The sequence below is a fragment of the Candidatus Zixiibacteriota bacterium genome (genome assembly GCA_035380245.1).
Lineage (GTDB): Bacteria > Zixibacteria > MSB-5A5 > GN15 > FEB-12 > DAOSXA01.
Map to the genome: position 1 here is coordinate 851,114 of DAOSXA010000001.1, position 17,837 is coordinate 868,950.

Annotated in this window: 14 protein-coding genes and 1 pseudogene; 10 read left to right on the forward strand and 5 right to left on the reverse strand. The window is 54.5% G+C overall.

Features of this window, described 5'->3' with window-relative positions:
• Positions 1-5: 5 nt before the first annotated feature.
• From PLF13_03270 to PLF13_03280, 3 genes are all read left to right on the forward strand, one after another.
• Positions 6-863 carry a hypothetical protein gene (locus PLF13_03270; protein ID HOP06291.1) on the forward strand — a complete coding sequence of 286 codons (858 nt, stop codon included), beginning with the start codon at positions 6-8 and terminating at the stop codon, positions 861-863.
• Positions 860-3,223, forward strand: coding sequence for a hypothetical protein (locus tag PLF13_03275; protein HOP06292.1), 2,364 nt, complete (start codon positions 860-862; stop codon positions 3,221-3,223). Before PLF13_03270 ends, PLF13_03275 begins: the two co-directional genes overlap by 4 nt.
• Before the next feature lie 74 nt (positions 3,224-3,297).
• Positions 3,298-5,196, forward strand: coding sequence for a T9SS type A sorting domain-containing protein (locus tag PLF13_03280; GenBank protein HOP06293.1), 1,899 nt, complete (start codon positions 3,298-3,300; stop codon positions 5,194-5,196).
• A 238-nt stretch (positions 5,197-5,434) separates the two neighbouring features.
• Here PLF13_03280 and PLF13_03285 read toward each other — a convergent pair whose 3' ends face one another.
• From PLF13_03285 to PLF13_03300, 4 genes are all read right to left on the reverse strand, one after another.
• Complete coding sequence (locus tag PLF13_03285) at positions 5,435-6,625, reverse strand: TlpA disulfide reductase family protein (GenBank protein HOP06294.1); 1,191 nt, start codon at positions 6,623-6,625, stop codon at positions 5,435-5,437.
• Between the two features lie 401 nt (positions 6,626-7,026).
• Positions 7,027-7,821 (reverse strand): class I SAM-dependent methyltransferase, encoded by a 795-nt coding sequence (locus PLF13_03290; GenBank protein ID HOP06295.1) that lies wholly within the window; start codon positions 7,819-7,821, stop codon positions 7,027-7,029.
• Positions 7,822-7,865: 44 nt separating this feature from the next.
• On the reverse strand, positions 7,866-8,456 hold the full coding sequence (locus tag PLF13_03295; protein HOP06296.1) for a hypothetical protein: 591 nt from the start codon (positions 8,454-8,456) through the stop codon (positions 7,866-7,868).
• A gap of 28 nt (positions 8,457-8,484) precedes the next feature.
• Positions 8,485-9,078, reverse strand: coding sequence for a hypothetical protein (locus PLF13_03300; GenBank protein ID HOP06297.1), 594 nt, complete (start codon positions 9,076-9,078; stop codon positions 8,485-8,487).
• A gap of 676 nt (positions 9,079-9,754) precedes the next feature.
• On the opposite strand from PLF13_03300, the gene PLF13_03305 reads away from it, so the two are divergent.
• The 7 genes and pseudogenes from PLF13_03305 (at position 9,755) to PLF13_03335 (ending at position 15,538) form a co-directional block, all read left to right on the forward strand.
• Entirely contained in the window at positions 9,755-10,183 is a 429-nt protein-coding gene (locus PLF13_03305) for an NfeD family protein (GenBank protein ID HOP06298.1), read from the forward strand.
• A gap of 15 nt (positions 10,184-10,198) precedes the next feature.
• Complete coding sequence (locus tag PLF13_03310; GenBank protein HOP06299.1) at positions 10,199-11,146, forward strand: SPFH domain-containing protein; 948 nt, start codon at positions 10,199-10,201, stop codon at positions 11,144-11,146.
• A gap of 494 nt (positions 11,147-11,640) precedes the next feature.
• Positions 11,641-12,798 (forward strand): annotated as a pseudogene (locus PLF13_03315) (HEAT repeat domain-containing protein).
• A gap of 402 nt (positions 12,799-13,200) precedes the next feature.
• Positions 13,201-13,638, forward strand: a complete 438-nt coding sequence (locus PLF13_03320) for a peptidylprolyl isomerase (protein HOP06300.1) — start codon at positions 13,201-13,203, stop codon at positions 13,636-13,638.
• Between the two features lies 1 nt (position 13,639).
• Positions 13,640-14,449, forward strand: a complete 810-nt coding sequence (locus PLF13_03325; GenBank protein HOP06301.1) for a hypothetical protein — start codon at positions 13,640-13,642, stop codon at positions 14,447-14,449.
• Positions 14,450-14,453: 4 nt separating this feature from the next.
• Positions 14,454-14,942 (forward strand): adenosine-specific kinase, encoded by a 489-nt coding sequence (locus tag PLF13_03330; GenBank protein HOP06302.1) that lies wholly within the window; start codon positions 14,454-14,456, stop codon positions 14,940-14,942.
• Between the two features lie 2 nt (positions 14,943-14,944).
• Complete coding sequence (locus tag PLF13_03335) at positions 14,945-15,538, forward strand: thermonuclease family protein (protein ID HOP06303.1); 594 nt, start codon at positions 14,945-14,947, stop codon at positions 15,536-15,538.
• Between the two features lie 554 nt (positions 15,539-16,092).
• Here the strand turns inward: PLF13_03335 and PLF13_03340 are convergent.
• Positions 16,093-16,965, reverse strand: a complete 873-nt coding sequence (locus PLF13_03340; protein HOP06304.1) for a hypothetical protein — start codon at positions 16,963-16,965, stop codon at positions 16,093-16,095.
• Positions 16,966-17,837: the final 872 nt, after the last annotated feature.

Consider the following 17,837-nt stretch of genomic DNA (forward strand, 5'->3'; position numbering starts at 1 on the left):
TGACTATGCACCCGACCCGGCGAGACATAGAAAGAGCGATCCTGAAGCTGCTCCCGGAGGAGGAATGCACAAGCGTGCTGGAGCATGTGGAGAAGTGTGAATTCTGCCGTGAAATTGCTGATGATTTCCGGAATTTCCAACAGGCGACTCCAGTTCTCCTGGAGGAAGACCTTGCCGTTGCGAGAAAGACCTTTGACCGGTTACATCGCCAATCGACACGGGGTTTGGTGATCTCATTTACCAGACTGCCGTCGGATGACTATCACGGCGAGCTTAGCCTGGCTGCCGATGGTGACCGCGCTGACACACCACAGGTGGAGGAGTTAGCCACGCTGGTTTCGGAGAAACACGATCTTGTCCTTCGCCTGATGCATGATCATTCGCAATCGCAGGATCTGCTTGAATTGGTTTCGAGCGATCCGGCTGTCATCCACGATGCATTGATTGAGGCGCCTTCGCTCAATCATGAGTTCGTCGCTGACAAGAACGGCCGTGTCCTGTTGCCCAAGTCCGAGAAGGCTGCCTGGGAAGCCATCGATTGGAGGATTCGCCTTCCGGAAGCTAGATTTGAACTCAAGCCATTGGAGTTCAACGCTGACGCGCCTGATTCGATTCAGTCAGTCGAGCTACATAGCGAGCAAGATGATCGCATTCGGGTTCGTCTGGAGACCAGAGACAGCGATTGCTCACTGGTTGTGGAAATCCTGGAGTTACGAGGCAGGACTGAACTAGAAGGTGTGCGAGCTATTGTCGCCGCCGGCACAGCTTCAGGGTCCGGAGTTGGCCACCTAGGTGTCCCGTTCACATTCGACCTGCCTGATCGGAAAACACCGATTACCATCAGAATATACAGCGGATCATGACATCTATTGTCGAGTTTGCCCGGAAGTTTACGCAGCTCAAAGCCTACCTGTCTCGCTACGACGAAGCCGACATGCGGTTGCTCAAGCTGATTGAGTTCCGGAAAGATCACAGAGATGATCTTGCCAAACAATCACATGCCAGTTATGCCAATGAGTGGCAGTCCCTGTTTGATCATCAGTTCAAGAGCGATTTGCTTCTTGTCGATTTGTTGCCCCATGAACTTGAGAGCATTCTCGACGTCTGCAGGGATGTCGGCGATGACAAGACCGCCGAACGTGTGACTACTGAGCTTGTCCGCAAGCTGCTCTATGTTGGCGAGATCGAACACGCAATGACGCTGTTGAACGACAACGAGTCTGTCACGTTTGCGGAGAGTGACAGTCCGCTCCCTTCATTCGATGAATACGAGTTGGCCGTGATATCACTGGCCGAGTTACCGCCCGGATCGAAAACCGCCGATACGCTAGGCAGGCTAGTCCGTGAGTGGCGCCTGGAACGTGAGATGCTCAGCTACGAAACGGTGCGATGTTTGTTCGTCGATCGCGACAACATCACCAAAGCCACCGGAAGGGGACGGATGCGGACGCTGGTCTGTAAGAGTGCTGAATGGCTTGAGAAACAAGAAACAGATGAGGTCGTGTTTGACAACCAGCCGCGGTCCAAGGACGATCCTTTCGTTGGAGCAGCCTATGCTGCCCTGGAGGCGGCAGCACCGCTGATAGACGCTACGACGAAAGCGAAGAGGAAGGCTGTCCGTGTCCACCTCTCGATTGAGGACAGTAGTCGCACTTTCACGGGTGACTCCATTGCTTTAGCGGTGGCACTTGTTTCGTATGTTTATCTCATGAAACCTCAGATTCAGCGCCAGGAACGTTTCCTACCGTGCGAAGTCGCAGTCACGGGGTCGATCATTGGCAATGGTTTGCTACAAGCTGTTAACGCAGGAAGCCTCTCCAGGAAAATTGAGCGGGCCTTTTTCTCACCGGTGAAGTATGTCGTTGTGCCGCGCGGCAACGAAAACGATGCGCGTGCCTGCGTTGAGCAACTCCGCGAACGATATCCCTGTCGACGTTTGCGGATTGTAGCGCACGATCACCTTCGCGATGTAATCCAGGATCACAACATCGTCCGGCCGGAGAAGATTTGCCTCACCCCGTTTGTTGCACGCAAAGCGCGGAAATACATCGGCTCGGTGAAAGTCCAAGTGCCGCTACTGATGGGGTTGTCCTGGTTGCTGCTGGCTCTCCTTTGGCCGAGATTCTTTAATCCGTTGTTTGATGGACACATAACGTCAGTGACAATTGAAGAAAACCGCGTGGTTGCCCGCAACTCGAAGGACGAGACGATCTTCGTGACGGCGCCTCTAGGGTTCGAGGTCTTGGCGGACTACTACGCTGACCCCGTGCATAGTGCGACATTCGCTGTCGATCTTGACGGCAATGGGATCGACGAGCTGTTCTTCAGCCCTCAGTCTTTCAACCGTTCAGCGACTGTCAGGCTATACCGCGACAACGGGACATTAACATGGGAATATCCGGCCACAGTCCGGACACGCTACGGCATGGGCGCAGGCACGAACGGCAGTACCTTAGAGCCGGTCTACGGCCCGGCGAGGTTGTATCCCTGGAGCGATTCCACAGGTAAACCGCATGTGATAAGCGCCTCGTTTGCGTCCTTTCCCTCGCGTGACCAAATCAGGCTCTTTGGAAAAGACGGCCCGTGTGATTCTACCGCTTATATTCACACGGGAGTTGTGGGATTAGGAACCAAGACACTGTCGGAAGATCTGGACAATGACGGCACGGATGAAGTCATCATCCCGTCCGTCAATAATATCTATGGTCTTGGAATCCTCGTACTTAACCCCGAAAACCTTTGCGGTGTCAGCCCTCCCTGGGATAATGATACCTTCCTTGTCTCTGGAGAGCAGCGCGGATCGCAAGTGTGTTACGTCAGGCTGCCCAGCACACCACTGAGCTCGCCGTGTCACGTGTATAGCGTCGGTAAATGGCTAAACCGCGATCCAGCAACCAAACAACTGAGTATTCAAGTCGGCGAGGGCATGAACACCTGCATCGGTGGCGAGAGAAAGGCATCTCACTCAGAGTTGCCAAACCTCTTCTTCACTCTGGATTCGAACATGATACCTATCGGTTTGGAACATGGTGATGGAGATCTGTTATTGTTGAATCAATGGCTTCATCTTTCTGGAAAGGATACTGTTAGTAACTGGACCAGTCTCCGAGACTCGATGCTCAGTGAAGTGATCGTGTACTATCGAGATTCGATCGTACACCATACAGCCGCTGGTATCGACTTCTACGATCGATCTCACAAAAATCCGATTTCCTCGCACTAATCTTTCATAAACACTCATCATGGTGCCTACTGACTGTTGGAAACAATTTCCACACAACAGAAGAAGGAGACACCATGAAAATGCTGAAGCGAATCGAAGTACTGTTAACCCTGCTGGTCTTGTGTGCCGGCGTCGGAGAAGCAGCAGTCATTTATGAGGAACACTTCGACACCGATCCTGGAGACTGGCAGTTCAGTGATCCGTCCATATACGTAGACAGTGACTCCGGTTGGCTGTATATCGACGGGGGAGGTGACGTTAGTGATAGTGCGTGGATAAACTTATCCTTCATTCTCCCGGTTACTATTGAAACAAGAATCCGACTGAGCTCAGGTGGCGGTGGATACAGACTGCCATGGGTCGGTGTGTCTTCGGACTCCGGCAGATCAGCAACCACTTACCTTCCGAATGCGGCCGCTGGCTGTGGATGGAAGTTCATGGAAGCCGGATGGACGCTCATTGATACAATGGGCCCAACAGCAGTAGGTGAGTGGCGCACTCTGAAGCAAACAATCTACCCTGACAGCGGCTTGCTTTGGGTTAAGACTGACTCCGACACTTCATATACATTAGTAGTTGACGCATCGTGGAGTATGCCATTGAACTACACCGCAATTAGCTTCTCACAGCCTTGGGATGCCGAATGCCAGTTGGACTATGTGATTGTAACGAGTTTGGAGGAAGCCCCCGACTCCCTCCTCCTTCCCTCCGTCTTTGTTGCGCCGTGTGATGATGAGTGCGCGGTGCAACCGATGGAGGTGTCGCTGACCACGCCAATCGAGGGGATCAGCGGCTCAATTACATCCGACGAAGGCGTCAAGTTCTGCGGCCTCGATCGCACCGGTCTGGAGACAGAATTGTGGCAGATGTTCACGCAGCTCAGCGCCGATTCAACGATCATCTCGTTCTCGATGTACCCGGAGCAGGGGGATGACTTCCTTGCCCCCGGTACTCACACTATCGCCAACCTGCTGTTCGAGGTAGAACGACTTTGCCTCGACACGGCGTACATCCATTTCGACACCGCGCTGTCGGAGGATCTGACTTGGCACCTGATGTTTGCCGACACCCTCGGCAACAATGTTGTCCCCGGCTTCGAAGCCGAAAGTAACTCAACCGGAGTGATCGGATACATTCCCGGCGACATCAACGGCGATGGTGTCGGTCCGGATATCTCCGACCTGGTCTGCCTGGTCTCATACATGTTCCAGGGAGATATGCCACCCTGTGTGATGGCCGCCGCCGACTGTAACGGCAACGGTTCCGGCCCTGATATCGCCGACCTGGTATATCTCGTGAATTATATGTTCCAGGGTGGCCCGGCGCCGCGCTGCAGCGGGTCAATATCAACGGCCAAGTTGGTACAACGGGACGACATCATAATATCCGCGAACATTGAGGGCGGTCAAACGGTGATTAACCTCAAGAGCGATGTTGACCTGCGAGGGCTCCAGTTGGAGTTGGTTGGAATCGGTTCTAATACCCCAACTAGTCTGGTCGACGGCGACCTCGATCTGGTCTATGGTACTGTCGAAGGCGAACTGCGCGTTGGCCTTCTGGATATGGAAGGGGCGGCTCTGATCAAGTCTGGCGATGGCTCAATTATCACCATCGACGGCGAGTACGAGATTGTCTCGGCGATGGTCGCTGATCTGGCTTTCAACGCTATCCAACCGAGCATAGGTAGCGTAGCCGGGACAGTTGTTCCGGAAGTCTACAGTCTCAATCAGAACTACCCCAACCCGTTTAACCCGGTGACGACGATCAGCTTCAGTCTGGCCGAGGGGGGACAGGCTAAGCTGGAGTTGTTCAACGTGATGGGCCAGCGGGTGGCGACCCTGGTTGACGGCATGCTGGATGCCGGCCCGCACGAGTTTGAATGGGATGGTTCAGCGGTGTCGAGTGGTGTGTACTTCTACCGCCTGACGACGGAGACGTTTATCGACACGAAGAAGATGTTGCTCTTGAAATAACAATGAGGGGAACATAAGATGGGCCGGTGGCAATTGACCGGCCATATCAGCCCGGTGGCGTAATGCTCGCGCCACCGGGTTCTGTATTGTGTTGTTGGTAGCTGTTCAGAGCGACAAGATTTAGAATACCGATCAAGCGGAATCACGGCAGACTATCCTCCACAGCGGAGACAAGCCCTGCCACTACTCATTCAGGTACGTCAGATGAGATAACCGGCGGCCCGGTAAAATGTCCGCCTCACTGGTCGGTCGACAGTTTGTTCGTAATAATCTGCTCAACCACAGAAAAAGCCGAAGCCCCCGATCCCGAAAACATCACCGAACCGTCGCGATCAAAAACATAGTAAACCGGGGTAGTTCCGCGAGCGTTGAACGTCTTCCATAGTGGAACACTGTAGGGAACAACAATGCCCGCATAAGGCCGTTCTTGAACGAACTCCGCGATTGCCGTTCTGCTCGTATCGGTAGAAGCGCTTACTGCCTGGAACTGCGTGGTGTCACAGCGCGAGACAAGTGTATCCAGTCGCAGTCTGATTTTCTCACAGTAGGGGCATCTGCCGGACCAGAAGGTCAACAGTACGATCCGACCTTTCATGTCGCCGAGAGTGTGGGTAACTCCGGTCAGATCCGTGACAGAGAAGTCAGGAGCAAAAAAACCGACAACGGTCGCCGTATCTCCGGGATAATCAGAACAGGTTAATAGCGTGCCGACCGGATCTACCGCCTTAGCCTTGAACGTTTGTCCGTCGACCTTAAACGGCCCGGTCAGCTTGACTTGCTCGGAAGGAATGACTGTTCGATCGGAATCATCGACACGCCATTTCCATGAATAACGACCATCCCGGTTCATGTCAATCACACAGGCAGCATCCGTCGATAAATCAAAGAACGGATTGTTTATCGAGGGCGCATAGAGACGAATACCGTAATCTCGGTCATTGACCCGGAGGGTGCCTTCGCGACATTCCGCAAGACGAGCAATGACACGGTCTTTGGACAGGACGATCTGGTAGGAGATTTGTCGCTCCGCGTCGGCGGCATCCCTGTCGGATCGAACGGCAATTGAAAAATCGGCAATCATCCGATTGCCGCCGCGATGAAAGCTCAGCACCGACGTTGAGTCAACAGCCGTTTTCCCGTCGTTGGCTATGGCGTATCCGACTTCACCTCGTTCGTCCTTGAATCGCACGACAATCGCCGCTATCAGACGGGGATTGTCACCAACCACCGCTGTTTCCACGTCCGTCCAATTCGGTGGAACCGAAATGGTCCCTTCGGCCGGTTTAGCAAACTGAAGTACTTTCGAGCCGTGGTACTGATCAGTATCCGGCAAGATCGTCGTTGACAACTGAATATCGTTGGTTGTCTGTGCGGCTGGCTCGTCCGCCATTACAAACGCCAGACAAACCATCAGAATAATATAGCGCATATAACTTTTACTCCCGTCGGTATCCGCAGGACATCGTCGTTAGGCGGATTCACATTGGTCTTTATCCTAAGAACAGGCCGGCTTGGAAAATAGTCAAGGATAGAGAGTAAGTGTTTTCATCGGCGGAACAAGCAGATGACACACTGTCTGGAGCGAGGCGTCGAATGAAGATGCCATCCTTTGCGGGCAGCGGCAGCCGAGCTAACGAGCGGTACAAACTGGGGACATAGGTAACGGTCTCAACTGGAAATCCGAGGTCAGAGGATTGTTAAAAAAGTCTTACGCGCAGATATTCAGCAAAACACAACAGTAATGCGGGCGACACAAGGTTGCCCGCTACGCGAGGTTGTGGCTCTCAAACGCGTAGCGGCGGGGCTTGTCTACGCCGCAGAAGAGGTTTTTCAACAGCCCCCAAGCCTCGGGCCACCCGTCCGCTTCCGGGCTACGACGGCGATTCGATAACAGTTCCTGGTCGGTTTGCGGAAGGTTCCGCAGTTGTACAGCCCCCGGACCTCGAATCCGGTCGCTTTCAGCAGCTTCACGATCGTCTCGTTGGGATAAGCCCGCTCGGTATGCAGTTCGTCGAACCGCGCCCAATGCGTCCCCTCCCGGTAGAAACAGGTGGTTTGACAGGTAGCGCGATGTCGCCGCGCATCGTAGTCGTTTTTCCAGACCCAGGCGATATCCTCATGTGCGTCGGCATACACCTGCCCGCCCCAGATCTGGGTCAACGCCGCCTCGGTGTTCATATCGAAGATAAACCAGCCGCCCGGTTCGAGGTGCTCAGCTACGGAGCGGAAGGTCGCCCGAAGATCCTTTTGTGTCTGTATGTAGTTGAGCGAGTCGTAGAACGAGGTGACCAGGTCGAACGTGACCGGGACCGGACGATCGCGATCCAGCAATCGGAATTTCGGGAGACGTTTGTGGTAGAGCTTCACACCCCGGCCCTTGAGTTTGCGCGCCGCTACGGCCAGCATCGAAGAGCTGCCGTCGAGACCGGACATCGTAATGCCCCAATCAGTGAAAATCTCGATCGCGGTGCCGGTGCCGCAGCACAGATCGAGCCCACGTTGCGGCTGGATTTTGAGGCGGTTGAAAATGCTCCGGCAATATTCGGTCATCTGCTCTGAATGCCGGTCGGCGCTCATCAGGTCGTAGACAATAGCGAGTTTTTGATAGGGGTCGGCGTATTTCATAGTCGCTTCCGGTTATGTGAATGCGGGAAGATACGCCGCTGTGATCAGAAATGCCAGGTTAATTGGATACCTGCCCGATTTGGCACAGCCGCCGACTGAGGTGTGGTCCGACTCGGCCCCAACTCCACTCGCTCCCAGGTTTCGCGAGTTACGGCCGATCCGATTATGCCTCCTACTACCGCTCCCACACCGGTGGCCAGCACCGACCAGAAACCGGAGCCGGTCTCGCGTCCCTCGTTAGAAGGGTCAACCTCGTGTCCGATCTTGTACGCCGCAAAGCCTCCCAAACCTCCCAGGACCACGCCTGCGATAGCGTATCGTCGCGGCTTGTCGTAGCGATACATTGATTTGATCGAAGCTTGTGGGACTACCTCAACGGCTCCCGCCGCTTGCTCGGGCTTGAGAGCCAGCGAATCACGGCTGATCCAAAGCAGCCGTCCGGTTTGCTCGAAGACGGCGTCAGGAATCGCGATGGATGCAGCGTCATCGGTCTTCTCTGCCGCGACAGTGCGGATCAGCTTGATCCGCTCGCCGGTTTCCACCTCGTAAAGCCGTTTCGCTCCAACCGAGGGAGCCAAAGCGATCAGGAACGTTACCGCCGTCAAAACGCTAACCATGTAGAAAGAACGTCGCATTGTCAGCATCCCTTTCGCGGCCTTGTGCCTAGAACTTGAATCCCAATCTCAACCCAATCGTCGTAGAGCCGTTGTCCTGCAGGCCCTGCGTCGGAAGGTCTCTGATTTGGACTTCCTGCCATTTGTCCGAGCGTGTCAGTGAACCTACGATGGCGCCGGTGAAGGCGCCTATAGCAGCGCCTTTCACGAAGCACTTGTTACGGTCGGCATTGCCTTCCCACATATCGCTGTCAAAAAGGGCTACTAGTAAAGAGAGAATACCCAGGCCCACCACCACCCCGATAATAGTCCCGGCCAGCGTATGTCGGTGCGAGCTGACCGAACGATCGAGCCTGATCACCTCCGACAGGGACAAATAACGGGGCGAACCGGCGATGCTGCCCTCGGCAAACGCCAGGGTGTCGTTTCTCGCCCAGAGGAACCAGGCCGGTCGAGACAGGATCGTGTCCTTCTGCAGCGCCTCCATGAACGGACGCGAGCGGCTCATGGTGGTATCGTAGGTCACTCGCACGCGCTCCCCGGCTCCTACCTGCGACAGATCGGTAGCGCAAGCATCGACGCTCAAGAAAGAAACCAGGACTATCAAACCAAGTCCAACGAGTCTGAGTTTTTGTCTGTTCAAGGTATTATCCCTCCACATCGGGAAAATCCGCTCTGTGTTATCGCCTGCAATATAGGATGAATCTCTCGATGCGAAAGTGTATATATATAGCGGCAGACATCCCCGATCTGTTCCTGCAGCAAGCCCGCTCAGAAGAACGTCGCACCTGCGAAAGGGAGTGTTGAAAAACATCTTCTGCGGCGGAGACAAGCCCCGCCGCTACGCGTTAAAGAGCCCTAACCTCGCGTAGCGGGTGGCTTTGTGTCGCCCGCATTACAGTTGTGGTTTGTCGAATATACGAGCGTATAGCTTTTTCAACACTCCCGAAAGCAGGCGCCTATCTTTTTTCGGTCAGGTGTTTTTTACCTTTTACATAGAAGGTTATCGAAATTTCGCTTCGCGAATCCCACCCGAGGGGTGGGGCACCGATGGGTACAAACCGGGTAGTCTTCGTAGGTCGTGACCCTCGTGGTCCCGACGCCCCCACTGGTCGGTTCATCGGCCGGGCATCCCCCTCGACCGCACCGCGAGAACGCAATCTCCCCCCGCTGCTTTAAGTTGACACCGCCCGGGAACTTGCCCTTCGTTAATCCATACCCGGTGAGCGTTTTCGGTTAAAAATCGAAGGAATCACCTGAATAAACCGGACGTTGGCCGGTATTGACCTTTGATCTCAGTAATCTTGAAAGGACTGACTATGTCAACAATCTTCTGGATATGGGCGGCAGCCGTGGTGGTGTTCCTCGTACTTGAGATTCTTACACCCACCCTGGTGTTTGCCTGCATTGCCGCCGGAGCGCTCGTAGCCGGGATATTCAGCTATTTCGCTCCCGAAGAATATTATTGGCAGGTAGGGATATTCATCACGGCTTCAGCGATTCTTCTGCCGATGACTCGCACCCTGGCCAAAAAGATAACCCGGGAATCGCCGCAAAAGTCCAACATCGACGCCCTGATCGGCAAGGTCGCCCTGGTGACCAAGGCGATCGATCCGGACCTTGGCGGACAGGTAAAAGTCGAGGGAGAAGTCTGGATTGCGGTAGCCGATGAGGCCATTGCGGAGGGTGAAAAAGTAACGGTCGGTAGCGTGACCGGCACCAAGCTGCACGTTACCCGAAAGATATAGCGAAAGGAATTATCCATGAACGGTGTGGCGCTGTTTCTGATTATCGCCGCCGGAGCCATCTTTATCGTGGTCGGCATGTCGATTCGTATTGTTCGGCCGTTCGAGCGCGGACTGGTCGAGCGACTCGGCAAATTCCAACGAATTCTCGAACCCGGCATGAATATGATCGTGCCCTTTTTCGACACGGTCCAGAAAGTCGATATGCGCGAGGTGGTACTCGATGTACCGCCGCAGCTCGTGATTACGGCGGACAATGTCGGCGTCGAAGTGGACGCGGTTATTTATGCCCAGGTCACCGACCCGGTGCGCTCGCGCTACGAAATCGCCAACTACATTATGGCCTCGACCAAGCTGGCTCAGACCAACCTGCGTAACGTCATCGGCGAAATGGACCTCGACTCCTGTCTTTCCTCGCGCGATTCGGTCAACGCCCAACTGCGCGATGTCCTCGATGAGGCCACCGACAAATGGGGCGTGCGCGTCAATCGTGTCGAGATGCAGCGGATCGACCCGCCGCGCGATATCACCGAGGCAATGAGCCGCCAGATGAAGGCCGAGCGCGACAAGCGGGCCAGGATTCTCGAGGCCGAGGCGGTGCGGCAGTCGGAGATCACCCAAGCTGAGGGCTATCGCCAGTCGAAGATTCTCCAGGCTGAAGGTGAAGCCCAGGCGGTCAAAACTCGCGCCGACGCTGAGAAATATCGCCAGATCGCGGTAGCCGAGGGTGAATCGCAAGCCATCAACAACGTCTTTGCGGCCATCCATGCCGGTCAACCGGACGAGAAACTGATAACGCTCAAGTATCTCGAAATGCTGCCCAAGCTGGCTGAAGGTTCCGCCAACAAGTTGTTCCTGCCTTATGAGGCTTCGGGGATTATATCCTCGCTGTCGGCAATGGTCGAAGGGATCAAAGCACAGGGACCGGGGAATAAGACCGAGCCGACCGCTCCGCCGAAGGGCTAAAGGTCGATTAAGAAAAGCCTCTCTTTGCGCACCGAACCGGTGTGTTTTGAATCAACCGGGGTTGTCCGAGCCCCGGTTGTTTTTTTGGAGTCTCCCCTCTCTGCAACTCTTTGCCGTATGTCTGAAAACCGGATATAACTATCAGGCAAATGAAGTATCAAAATTGTTCAAGATTTGAACAGCCGCCGCACCAAACTACTAACCAGATGCACTACAACCGCTTGCGTTTGCAGGAGAAGTCCGCTAATGATCCCGAGCAATACCTGATCGAGGCACAGGCTTTGCTTATGAAGATAATTACATAAAACAATGCTGTTACCAGACCAGCAATGTTAGACCAGACCCCTGCCTGACCAGCAGGGGTTTTTTGTGTTCGGGACGCCGGTAAAATCAAACAAGCCCTGGCCACCTATATTAATGAGGATTTTGACGCATTTCCGGCCCACATTAAATAGGTTGACGTGCTCTTTGGGCAGGCGTAGATTTTCGGCGTCATGAAATCGATTACTACCTTTATCAAGGTCGTGGTGATAGTCGGTATCCTTGGGGTGATCGGCTATTGGCTCTACGACAAACTCCGTGAGCACCCGGTGACCGAACGGATCGCCGAGGTTATTCACGATGAAGACACCCGGGTGTTAACCGCCCGCATCAAGGAAGCACTGGCCGATCCGGCAGCCGAGGTTCGCGAGCGAGCCGCTCTGGCGGTCGGTCGAATCGGTGGTGACGGCGCCGCCGAACGTTTAATCCCGCTGCTCAAGGACAGCTCAATCGATGTTTGCGCCGCAGCGGCTTTTGCTCTGGGACTGACCGGCGACGACAAAGCCGCCCAGGCGCTTCTGGATATTGCCTTTGACCTGCCCGGTAAAGCGGGAGAGCAAGCGGTGTTGTCGATTGGAAGACTCAGCGACAGCACCCGGACCGGCTGGATCGACAAACTTCTGACATACCTGAACCATCCCGCTCCGGCCGTACGACGAGCCGCCTATCAGGCGCTGTTTTATGCCAACGCCAAAAACCGCTCCGAAACAATCGAAACCGCTCTGGCCAAAGAAAGCGATCCGAGCGCAATCGCCATGGGTATCTACGCCCTTGCGCGGATGAAGGTCAGCGACAGTAAAGCCGATGATCTCTACCGTAAAAATCTCAGTAACCCGGATTCCTGGGTGCGCTCCTGGAGCCTTATCGGTATCAGTCGCAGCAAATCACACGAGGCCGATCAATATGCGGCCATCGCCCTGAACGACCGCAACTCCAACGTGGTGGCGCAGGCAATCTCTCTGCTTGGCAACAAGAAAACTGCCGAAGCCCGCAACCGGCTTCTTTCACATCTCCAGGAAGAACGAGACCAACGTCTCGTGGCAATGATTTTCGAGGCGTTCACCGATGATAAGACTTCGGTCGCAACCGGAGCCGCTCGCCGCTGGTTGGGGAATAACGCCGCGCCGTTCTTGAAAGCGGCCATTTTGAAATACCTGGCAACGATTGAGGGCGACAAAATGGTGTCAATGCTCGATTCGCTGGCGAACGAGGATTCCTGGCTCGTAGCCCAGGCCTGTGCCGAGGCGTTCACCGCGATCGGTGACGAGAAAGTTGTCCCGCGTCTGGCTCTGTTGTTCAAGGATGACCGTCCCCAGGTACGTGCCGCTGCGTTCGAGGGATTGATGCAGCTCGACAGCACCAACGCTCGGCTCTACATAGATAAGGCGCTCGCCGACACCGATATCATGTTGCAAATATACGCCATCGACCGTATCTCGAACGACACATTAGTTTCTTACGGACCGCACCTTTCCAAAATGATGGCCGCCGGATATACGACCGATATCGATGTGCGTCGCTCCTTAGTAACCGCGGCGGAGGCTCTGTTAAACAAGAACAAATCCGACACCTCGGCCAGGTCGATCTTGAAATACGGCCTCACCGACACGGAGTATGCCATCAGGCGCGATGCCGCCCGAATTTCCGATGAAATACTCGACACTCACGAACAGGATAAACTCGGCCCGGCCCCCACACGTTTCTCGGTCGGTCAGATCGAGCGCCGATTCAAGATGGCTCAGCCTAATCCCACCGCCGTCGTGACGACGGATCGCGGTTCTTTCGAAATAAAACTCGAGTTCGATATCGCCCCCCTGACCGTTCTGAATTTCATTGATCTGGCCGAAAACGAATTCTACGACGGGCTGGAGTTTCATCGCATTATCCCGAATTTCGTGGTTCAGGGCGGTTGTCCGCGCGGTGACGGCTGGGGCGGACCGGCCTGGATGATCCGTAACGAGGACTCCCCCACTCCTTATCGCCGCGGCACGGTCGGTATGGCCACTTCCGGTCCCGACACCGGCGGTTCGCAATGGTTCGTGACGCTCTCGCCGCAACCGCATCTTGAAGCTCATTACACGGTTTTCGGACAAGTGATTTCCGGCATGGACGTGGTGGAAAAACTCCTGCCCGGGGATCAGATCGTTACCGTCAAGATCAAGGAAGGCTGATATGCATCGAGCGTTTATTCGGCTCGTGAGCTTCTCGGCTTTGTTGTTCTGTTTTGGAACCGTGACGGCACGTGACAACGATGTTGACAAACCCGCCCTGATCGAGCGGATCCTCGACACCGACCGCCGGCAGGCAGAGCAAATCCATGATGTGTCTTTCGATGCCGAATATATCGAGGGTGAACGCAACGACGACGGCGTATTCGAAGAGAAGGCTCGGTTCGTCAAGAAAGTGATGTTGCTCTATACCGACGACACGGTATACTTCCGCGAAGATTATCTCGAGTATTGGAAGGAAGGCTCCAGGCAAAGCGAAGAGGACCTTCGTAAAGAAGCGGCCGACCGCTACGACCGAAAGCAAAGGCGCAAGGGACGAGATCTTTCCTGGCCGATCATGAGTCCGTTTTACACGGAGAATCAAGAGCGGTACGAAATCGAATATGTGGGTATGGCCGACGGCCTGGTCGAAGAGAGGACCTGTTATCAATTTCGAGTCAGAGCGCGTGAAGAAAGCGACGAACTGATCAACGGCGATTACTATTTCGAAGTGGCGTCGTTTCATCTCGTGCGAGTCGACTTCTCTCCGGCCAGACTGGTCAAAAAAACGATGTTCAAGCTCAAGGAGTTGAACATGTCGATACGCTATCGGCCCGTCACCGAAGGTTTCTGGCTGCCGTACCGAACCGATATCTCCGGCAAAGGTAAAGCGGCGTTTTTCTTCGGCGTGTCGTTCGCCGGAACCGAGTATTATCGCAATCCACGAATCAACACCGGCCTGTCGCCGGACATGTTTGAGGTGGCCCATGATTAACGAAATCGGATTAAAAACCAAAGTTGTCAAAATCAATATCCCCGCCGACGCCAATGCGATCTTCGGCATGTCGCATTTTATCAAAACGGTCGAGGACCTTTACGAGACCTTGATCCAGGCGGCGCCGGGTATGAAGTTCGGGATCGCTTTCTGCGAGGCCTCGCAGAAACGGCTTATCCGAATCGACGGCAACGATGAAGCACTGATCGAAATGGCCGCCAAGGCGGCGTTCGATGTCGGCTGCGGACATACTTTCTTCATCTACATGCGCGAGGGATTCCCGATCAATGTCCTCAACCAGGTTAAGATGGTCCCCGAGGTCTGCCGAATTTTTTGCGCCACCGCCAATCCACTCGAGGTGTTGGTGGCCGAGACGCAGTTGGGACGCGGTGTCATTGGTGTTATCGACGGCGAAACGCCGACGGGCATCGAGGGAGACGAAGACATAGAGGAACGGCGCAAGTTCCTGCGCATGATCGGATATAAACGCTAGCTATGAAAATTCGCAGCACAGCGGGGAGAACGACTATCGCCGCGGTGTTGCTGGTTTGCCTTACCCTGGCGGGAATAAGTCTGGCGGCCCGTAACTACGGCGATGTCGACCATGTACACGTTGACGAGATAGTCGACGGCGATACCTTCAAGGTAACCGTACCCGACTGGCCCTCGATCATCGGCGACAGCATCAAAGTTCGAGTAGCCGGTATCAACTGCGCCGAATTACGCGCCAAACTCCCCGACTCCCTCCATTTGGCCCAACAAGCGACCGAGTTCACCCGCTCGTTTCTGGGTCAGGCACATGAGGTCTCTCTTCGTAACATTGGCCGGGGCGGCTTTTTCAGAATCATTGCCGACGTTTACGTCGACGGCGTCAACCTGGGGGATACGCTTGTCCACGTCGGTCTGGCGTCGCGCGATCCAGAGCACTCCGAGACGGCCGGGAAAGATTTCGTTTATGCCAGCCGTACCGGCGCGGCTTATCATCGCAAGGACTGCCCGTATCTTCGGAAAAGTACCGTCATCATGACGCTGACCCGTGAGGATGTGGCCGACATGGGTTATGTCCCCTGCTCGCACTGCAAACCGTAGCGATTGCCTGCTATCGTTTATCAGTCAATCGCGTCCGAGATATTGACGCACGAACGAGTCGGGTGTATTACGAAGAATCCAACCGCATTAGTGAGCAACAGACGTCTTGTGTGCCCCATCCCTAACTGCAGGTTCGAGGACGGAGCAGCGCGACGGGGATACCCGCCAGTGGAACGTGGGTGCGTTGTGCGGTCGGGTGTCCCTACCCGACCGCCGCTGCGCACGCCGCACGACTGGTAGCCCACCGTCAGGTGGATCCCTGCCATGCGTACTTGGTTTTCATCAAGGCATGATGAACTGATGCACAATCAAATATAGAGCTGCCCCGCCCACGATCAGAGCGGTTGAAGTCACATGGAGTCTAATACCCTGAGTTGTAAGAACATCTGTCGCCCGCCAAGGTGTGAACCAGAAGCGCACATCGTACCAATGGATCGAACGACCCAACTCCGTGCGGTACCTTCGGGCCGTGATGCGGAGAACAAGTCCCGTTAATAGAGATATTAGCCCGACGATTAACAGTGTGATTGCCATGGTCCCTCCTAATTCTTGGATTAGTCAAAAAACCAGTTATATATCTCCGTTAGGAAGCATATTCCCAAAGTGAAAGCGCAAGCGTCGCATACCGGATTTAGATCGGCTCCAAATGGACACTTAAGCATGACGCAGTCGGCAGCGACAACGCAGATCTCGGACACTTCCAAAGAAATCGGGCCTCCTACTGTGCCGTCCGCATTCCTCCAAACCAGTTCGTCGCATATCTCTTTCTGTGAGAGAAGATCGGTAGCCAGCCGACCGTCAACGTTACCGTGAAGGCTGTTGTCCGTCTCATAGTACGCAAAGAAATCCTCAATGACTGCCGCGATAGCTTGATCAGCTTGCGTCAACTTCGATATCAGAGAATCTACGTTCTCCCCGGCCGCCAACATGTCCTCTTCCAGAGATATCACATGGTCCACATCAGTCGATTGAAATTCAAAGGTACGAGTGTCCCCGTTAAGAGTGTAGGTTTCGGAGTATCCCTCTTCCACCAGTTGTCGTTGGATGACCATCCGGTCGGACGGGGATTCCTCAACGAAGGTGAAATCACCGTCCCGCTCGACATCAAAGGTAAGTTCGTACGTCCATAGCGCAGCCCCTGAGGCGTCACGCAATTGCAAGCCCAGTCCGTAATCGGTGGGCGAGGGTGACAGACCACTAATAAGAAGCGACCTCTCCACGGGAGAGAGACTGTCATAGCTTACTAGTAGCTCGAATTCTACTATGGAGTTAATCGAATCAGGCGTTACCGTCTTTATCCAAGCAGTGGCGCTTGTCAGGGCCAACGCAGGTAAAGTAGTACCCGTCTTGTCGCCGGACTTGACAACGTCGTCATCCAAAACTAGGGGATTGGATCGTTCATCTGTCGTGTTTGAACAACCAACCATGAGTACCCCTATAACGGTCATGAAGAGAACAACCAAGGTCGTTCCTACAGATTCCCTCTTAAATATAGTATACTCGTTCTCATCGGTTTCCATCAAGTCAAAAGTCATATTGATCGGTCTGTGTTTACGCTGACTCCTTTCCTATTCCTCGGACTGCCGCGTGGGATGCCGTCTTGTTGCAGGGTTGGGAGGAAAAGACGACATCCCGACGCAGCTACCCGACACGCGCTCACGTAATCGTCTCCTGCCGGGCGGGGGAGCAAAGAACGGTTGCGACCGGACCACCCCGCCACGGCAGGCCTTGCACATCACCCTTCCGATCGGATCAGGCGTTGGGAACAGTCAACGAAACGAGGTAATACAACTTCCGTGCCGAAGCTGCATTGCATGCCGTGCGAACATCGCATGCGAATGAAGGTCAACAAGATAAAGGTGTGATGCGATGATTAGCCGAGGATTGGACGACCATCTTAATCCGCTGAATCAGGGCCGATTTGCGAATTTGGCCGGATATACTTCGAATTCTGGTGTTTTGATTACGAATTTCGGCCTTTGGGCTTCGAATTCGGGGGTTTTACCTACGAATTTCGAGGGTTTCGTTGCGAATGGGGGTATTGAGTGGGGCGTCTTCTCTATATTGTCGGTCCAAACGTATCTCAAGTGGGGGGGCGTAAGCTAGGGCCGTTTTCGAACCCGGCCGCCATACACTCAAATCATTGCTTCCCACGCAGGTTCGAGGACGAATCGGCGCGACGGGGTAGATGTATTGCGAATAATCCAACCGCGTAAGTGGGCGGCAGACGTCTCGTCTGCCCCTGCAGCAGCCATACCGGGCCGAAAGCTCGCAGGTGTGTTGTCAAAACTTCGCTTTG

Excerpts from the sequence above, each read along its gene's own strand:
- PLF13_03320 (HOP06300.1), top strand. The coding sequence starts at position 13,201 with ATGGCTCAGCCTAATCCCACCGCCGTCGTGACGACGGATCGCGGTTCT.
- PLF13_03305 (HOP06298.1), top strand. The coding sequence starts at position 9,755 with ATGTCAACAATCTTCTGGATATGGGCGGCAGCCGTGGTGGTGTTCCTC.
- PLF13_03335 (HOP06303.1), top strand. The coding sequence starts at position 14,945 with ATGAAAATTCGCAGCACAGCGGGGAGAACGACTATCGCCGCGGTGTTG.
- PLF13_03270 (HOP06291.1), top strand. The coding sequence starts at position 6 with ATGCACCCGACCCGGCGAGACATAGAAAGAGCGATCCTGAAGCTGCTC.
- PLF13_03325 (HOP06301.1), top strand. The coding sequence starts at position 13,640 with ATGCATCGAGCGTTTATTCGGCTCGTGAGCTTCTCGGCTTTGTTGTTC.
- PLF13_03295 (HOP06296.1), bottom strand. The coding sequence starts at position 8,456 with ATGCGACGTTCTTTCTACATGGTTAGCGTTTTGACGGCGGTAACGTTC.
- PLF13_03280 (HOP06293.1), top strand. The coding sequence starts at position 3,298 with ATGAAAATGCTGAAGCGAATCGAAGTACTGTTAACCCTGCTGGTCTTG.
- PLF13_03310 (HOP06299.1), top strand. The coding sequence starts at position 10,199 with ATGAACGGTGTGGCGCTGTTTCTGATTATCGCCGCCGGAGCCATCTTT.
- PLF13_03340 (HOP06304.1), bottom strand. The coding sequence starts at position 16,965 with ATGGTTGGTTGTTCAAACACGACAGATGAACGATCCAATCCCCTAGTT.
- PLF13_03285 (HOP06294.1), bottom strand. The coding sequence starts at position 6,625 with ATGCGCTATATTATTCTGATGGTTTGTCTGGCGTTTGTAATGGCGGAC.
- PLF13_03275 (HOP06292.1), top strand. The coding sequence starts at position 860 with ATGACATCTATTGTCGAGTTTGCCCGGAAGTTTACGCAGCTCAAAGCC.
- PLF13_03290 (HOP06295.1), bottom strand. The coding sequence starts at position 7,821 with ATGAAATACGCCGACCCCTATCAAAAACTCGCTATTGTCTACGACCTG.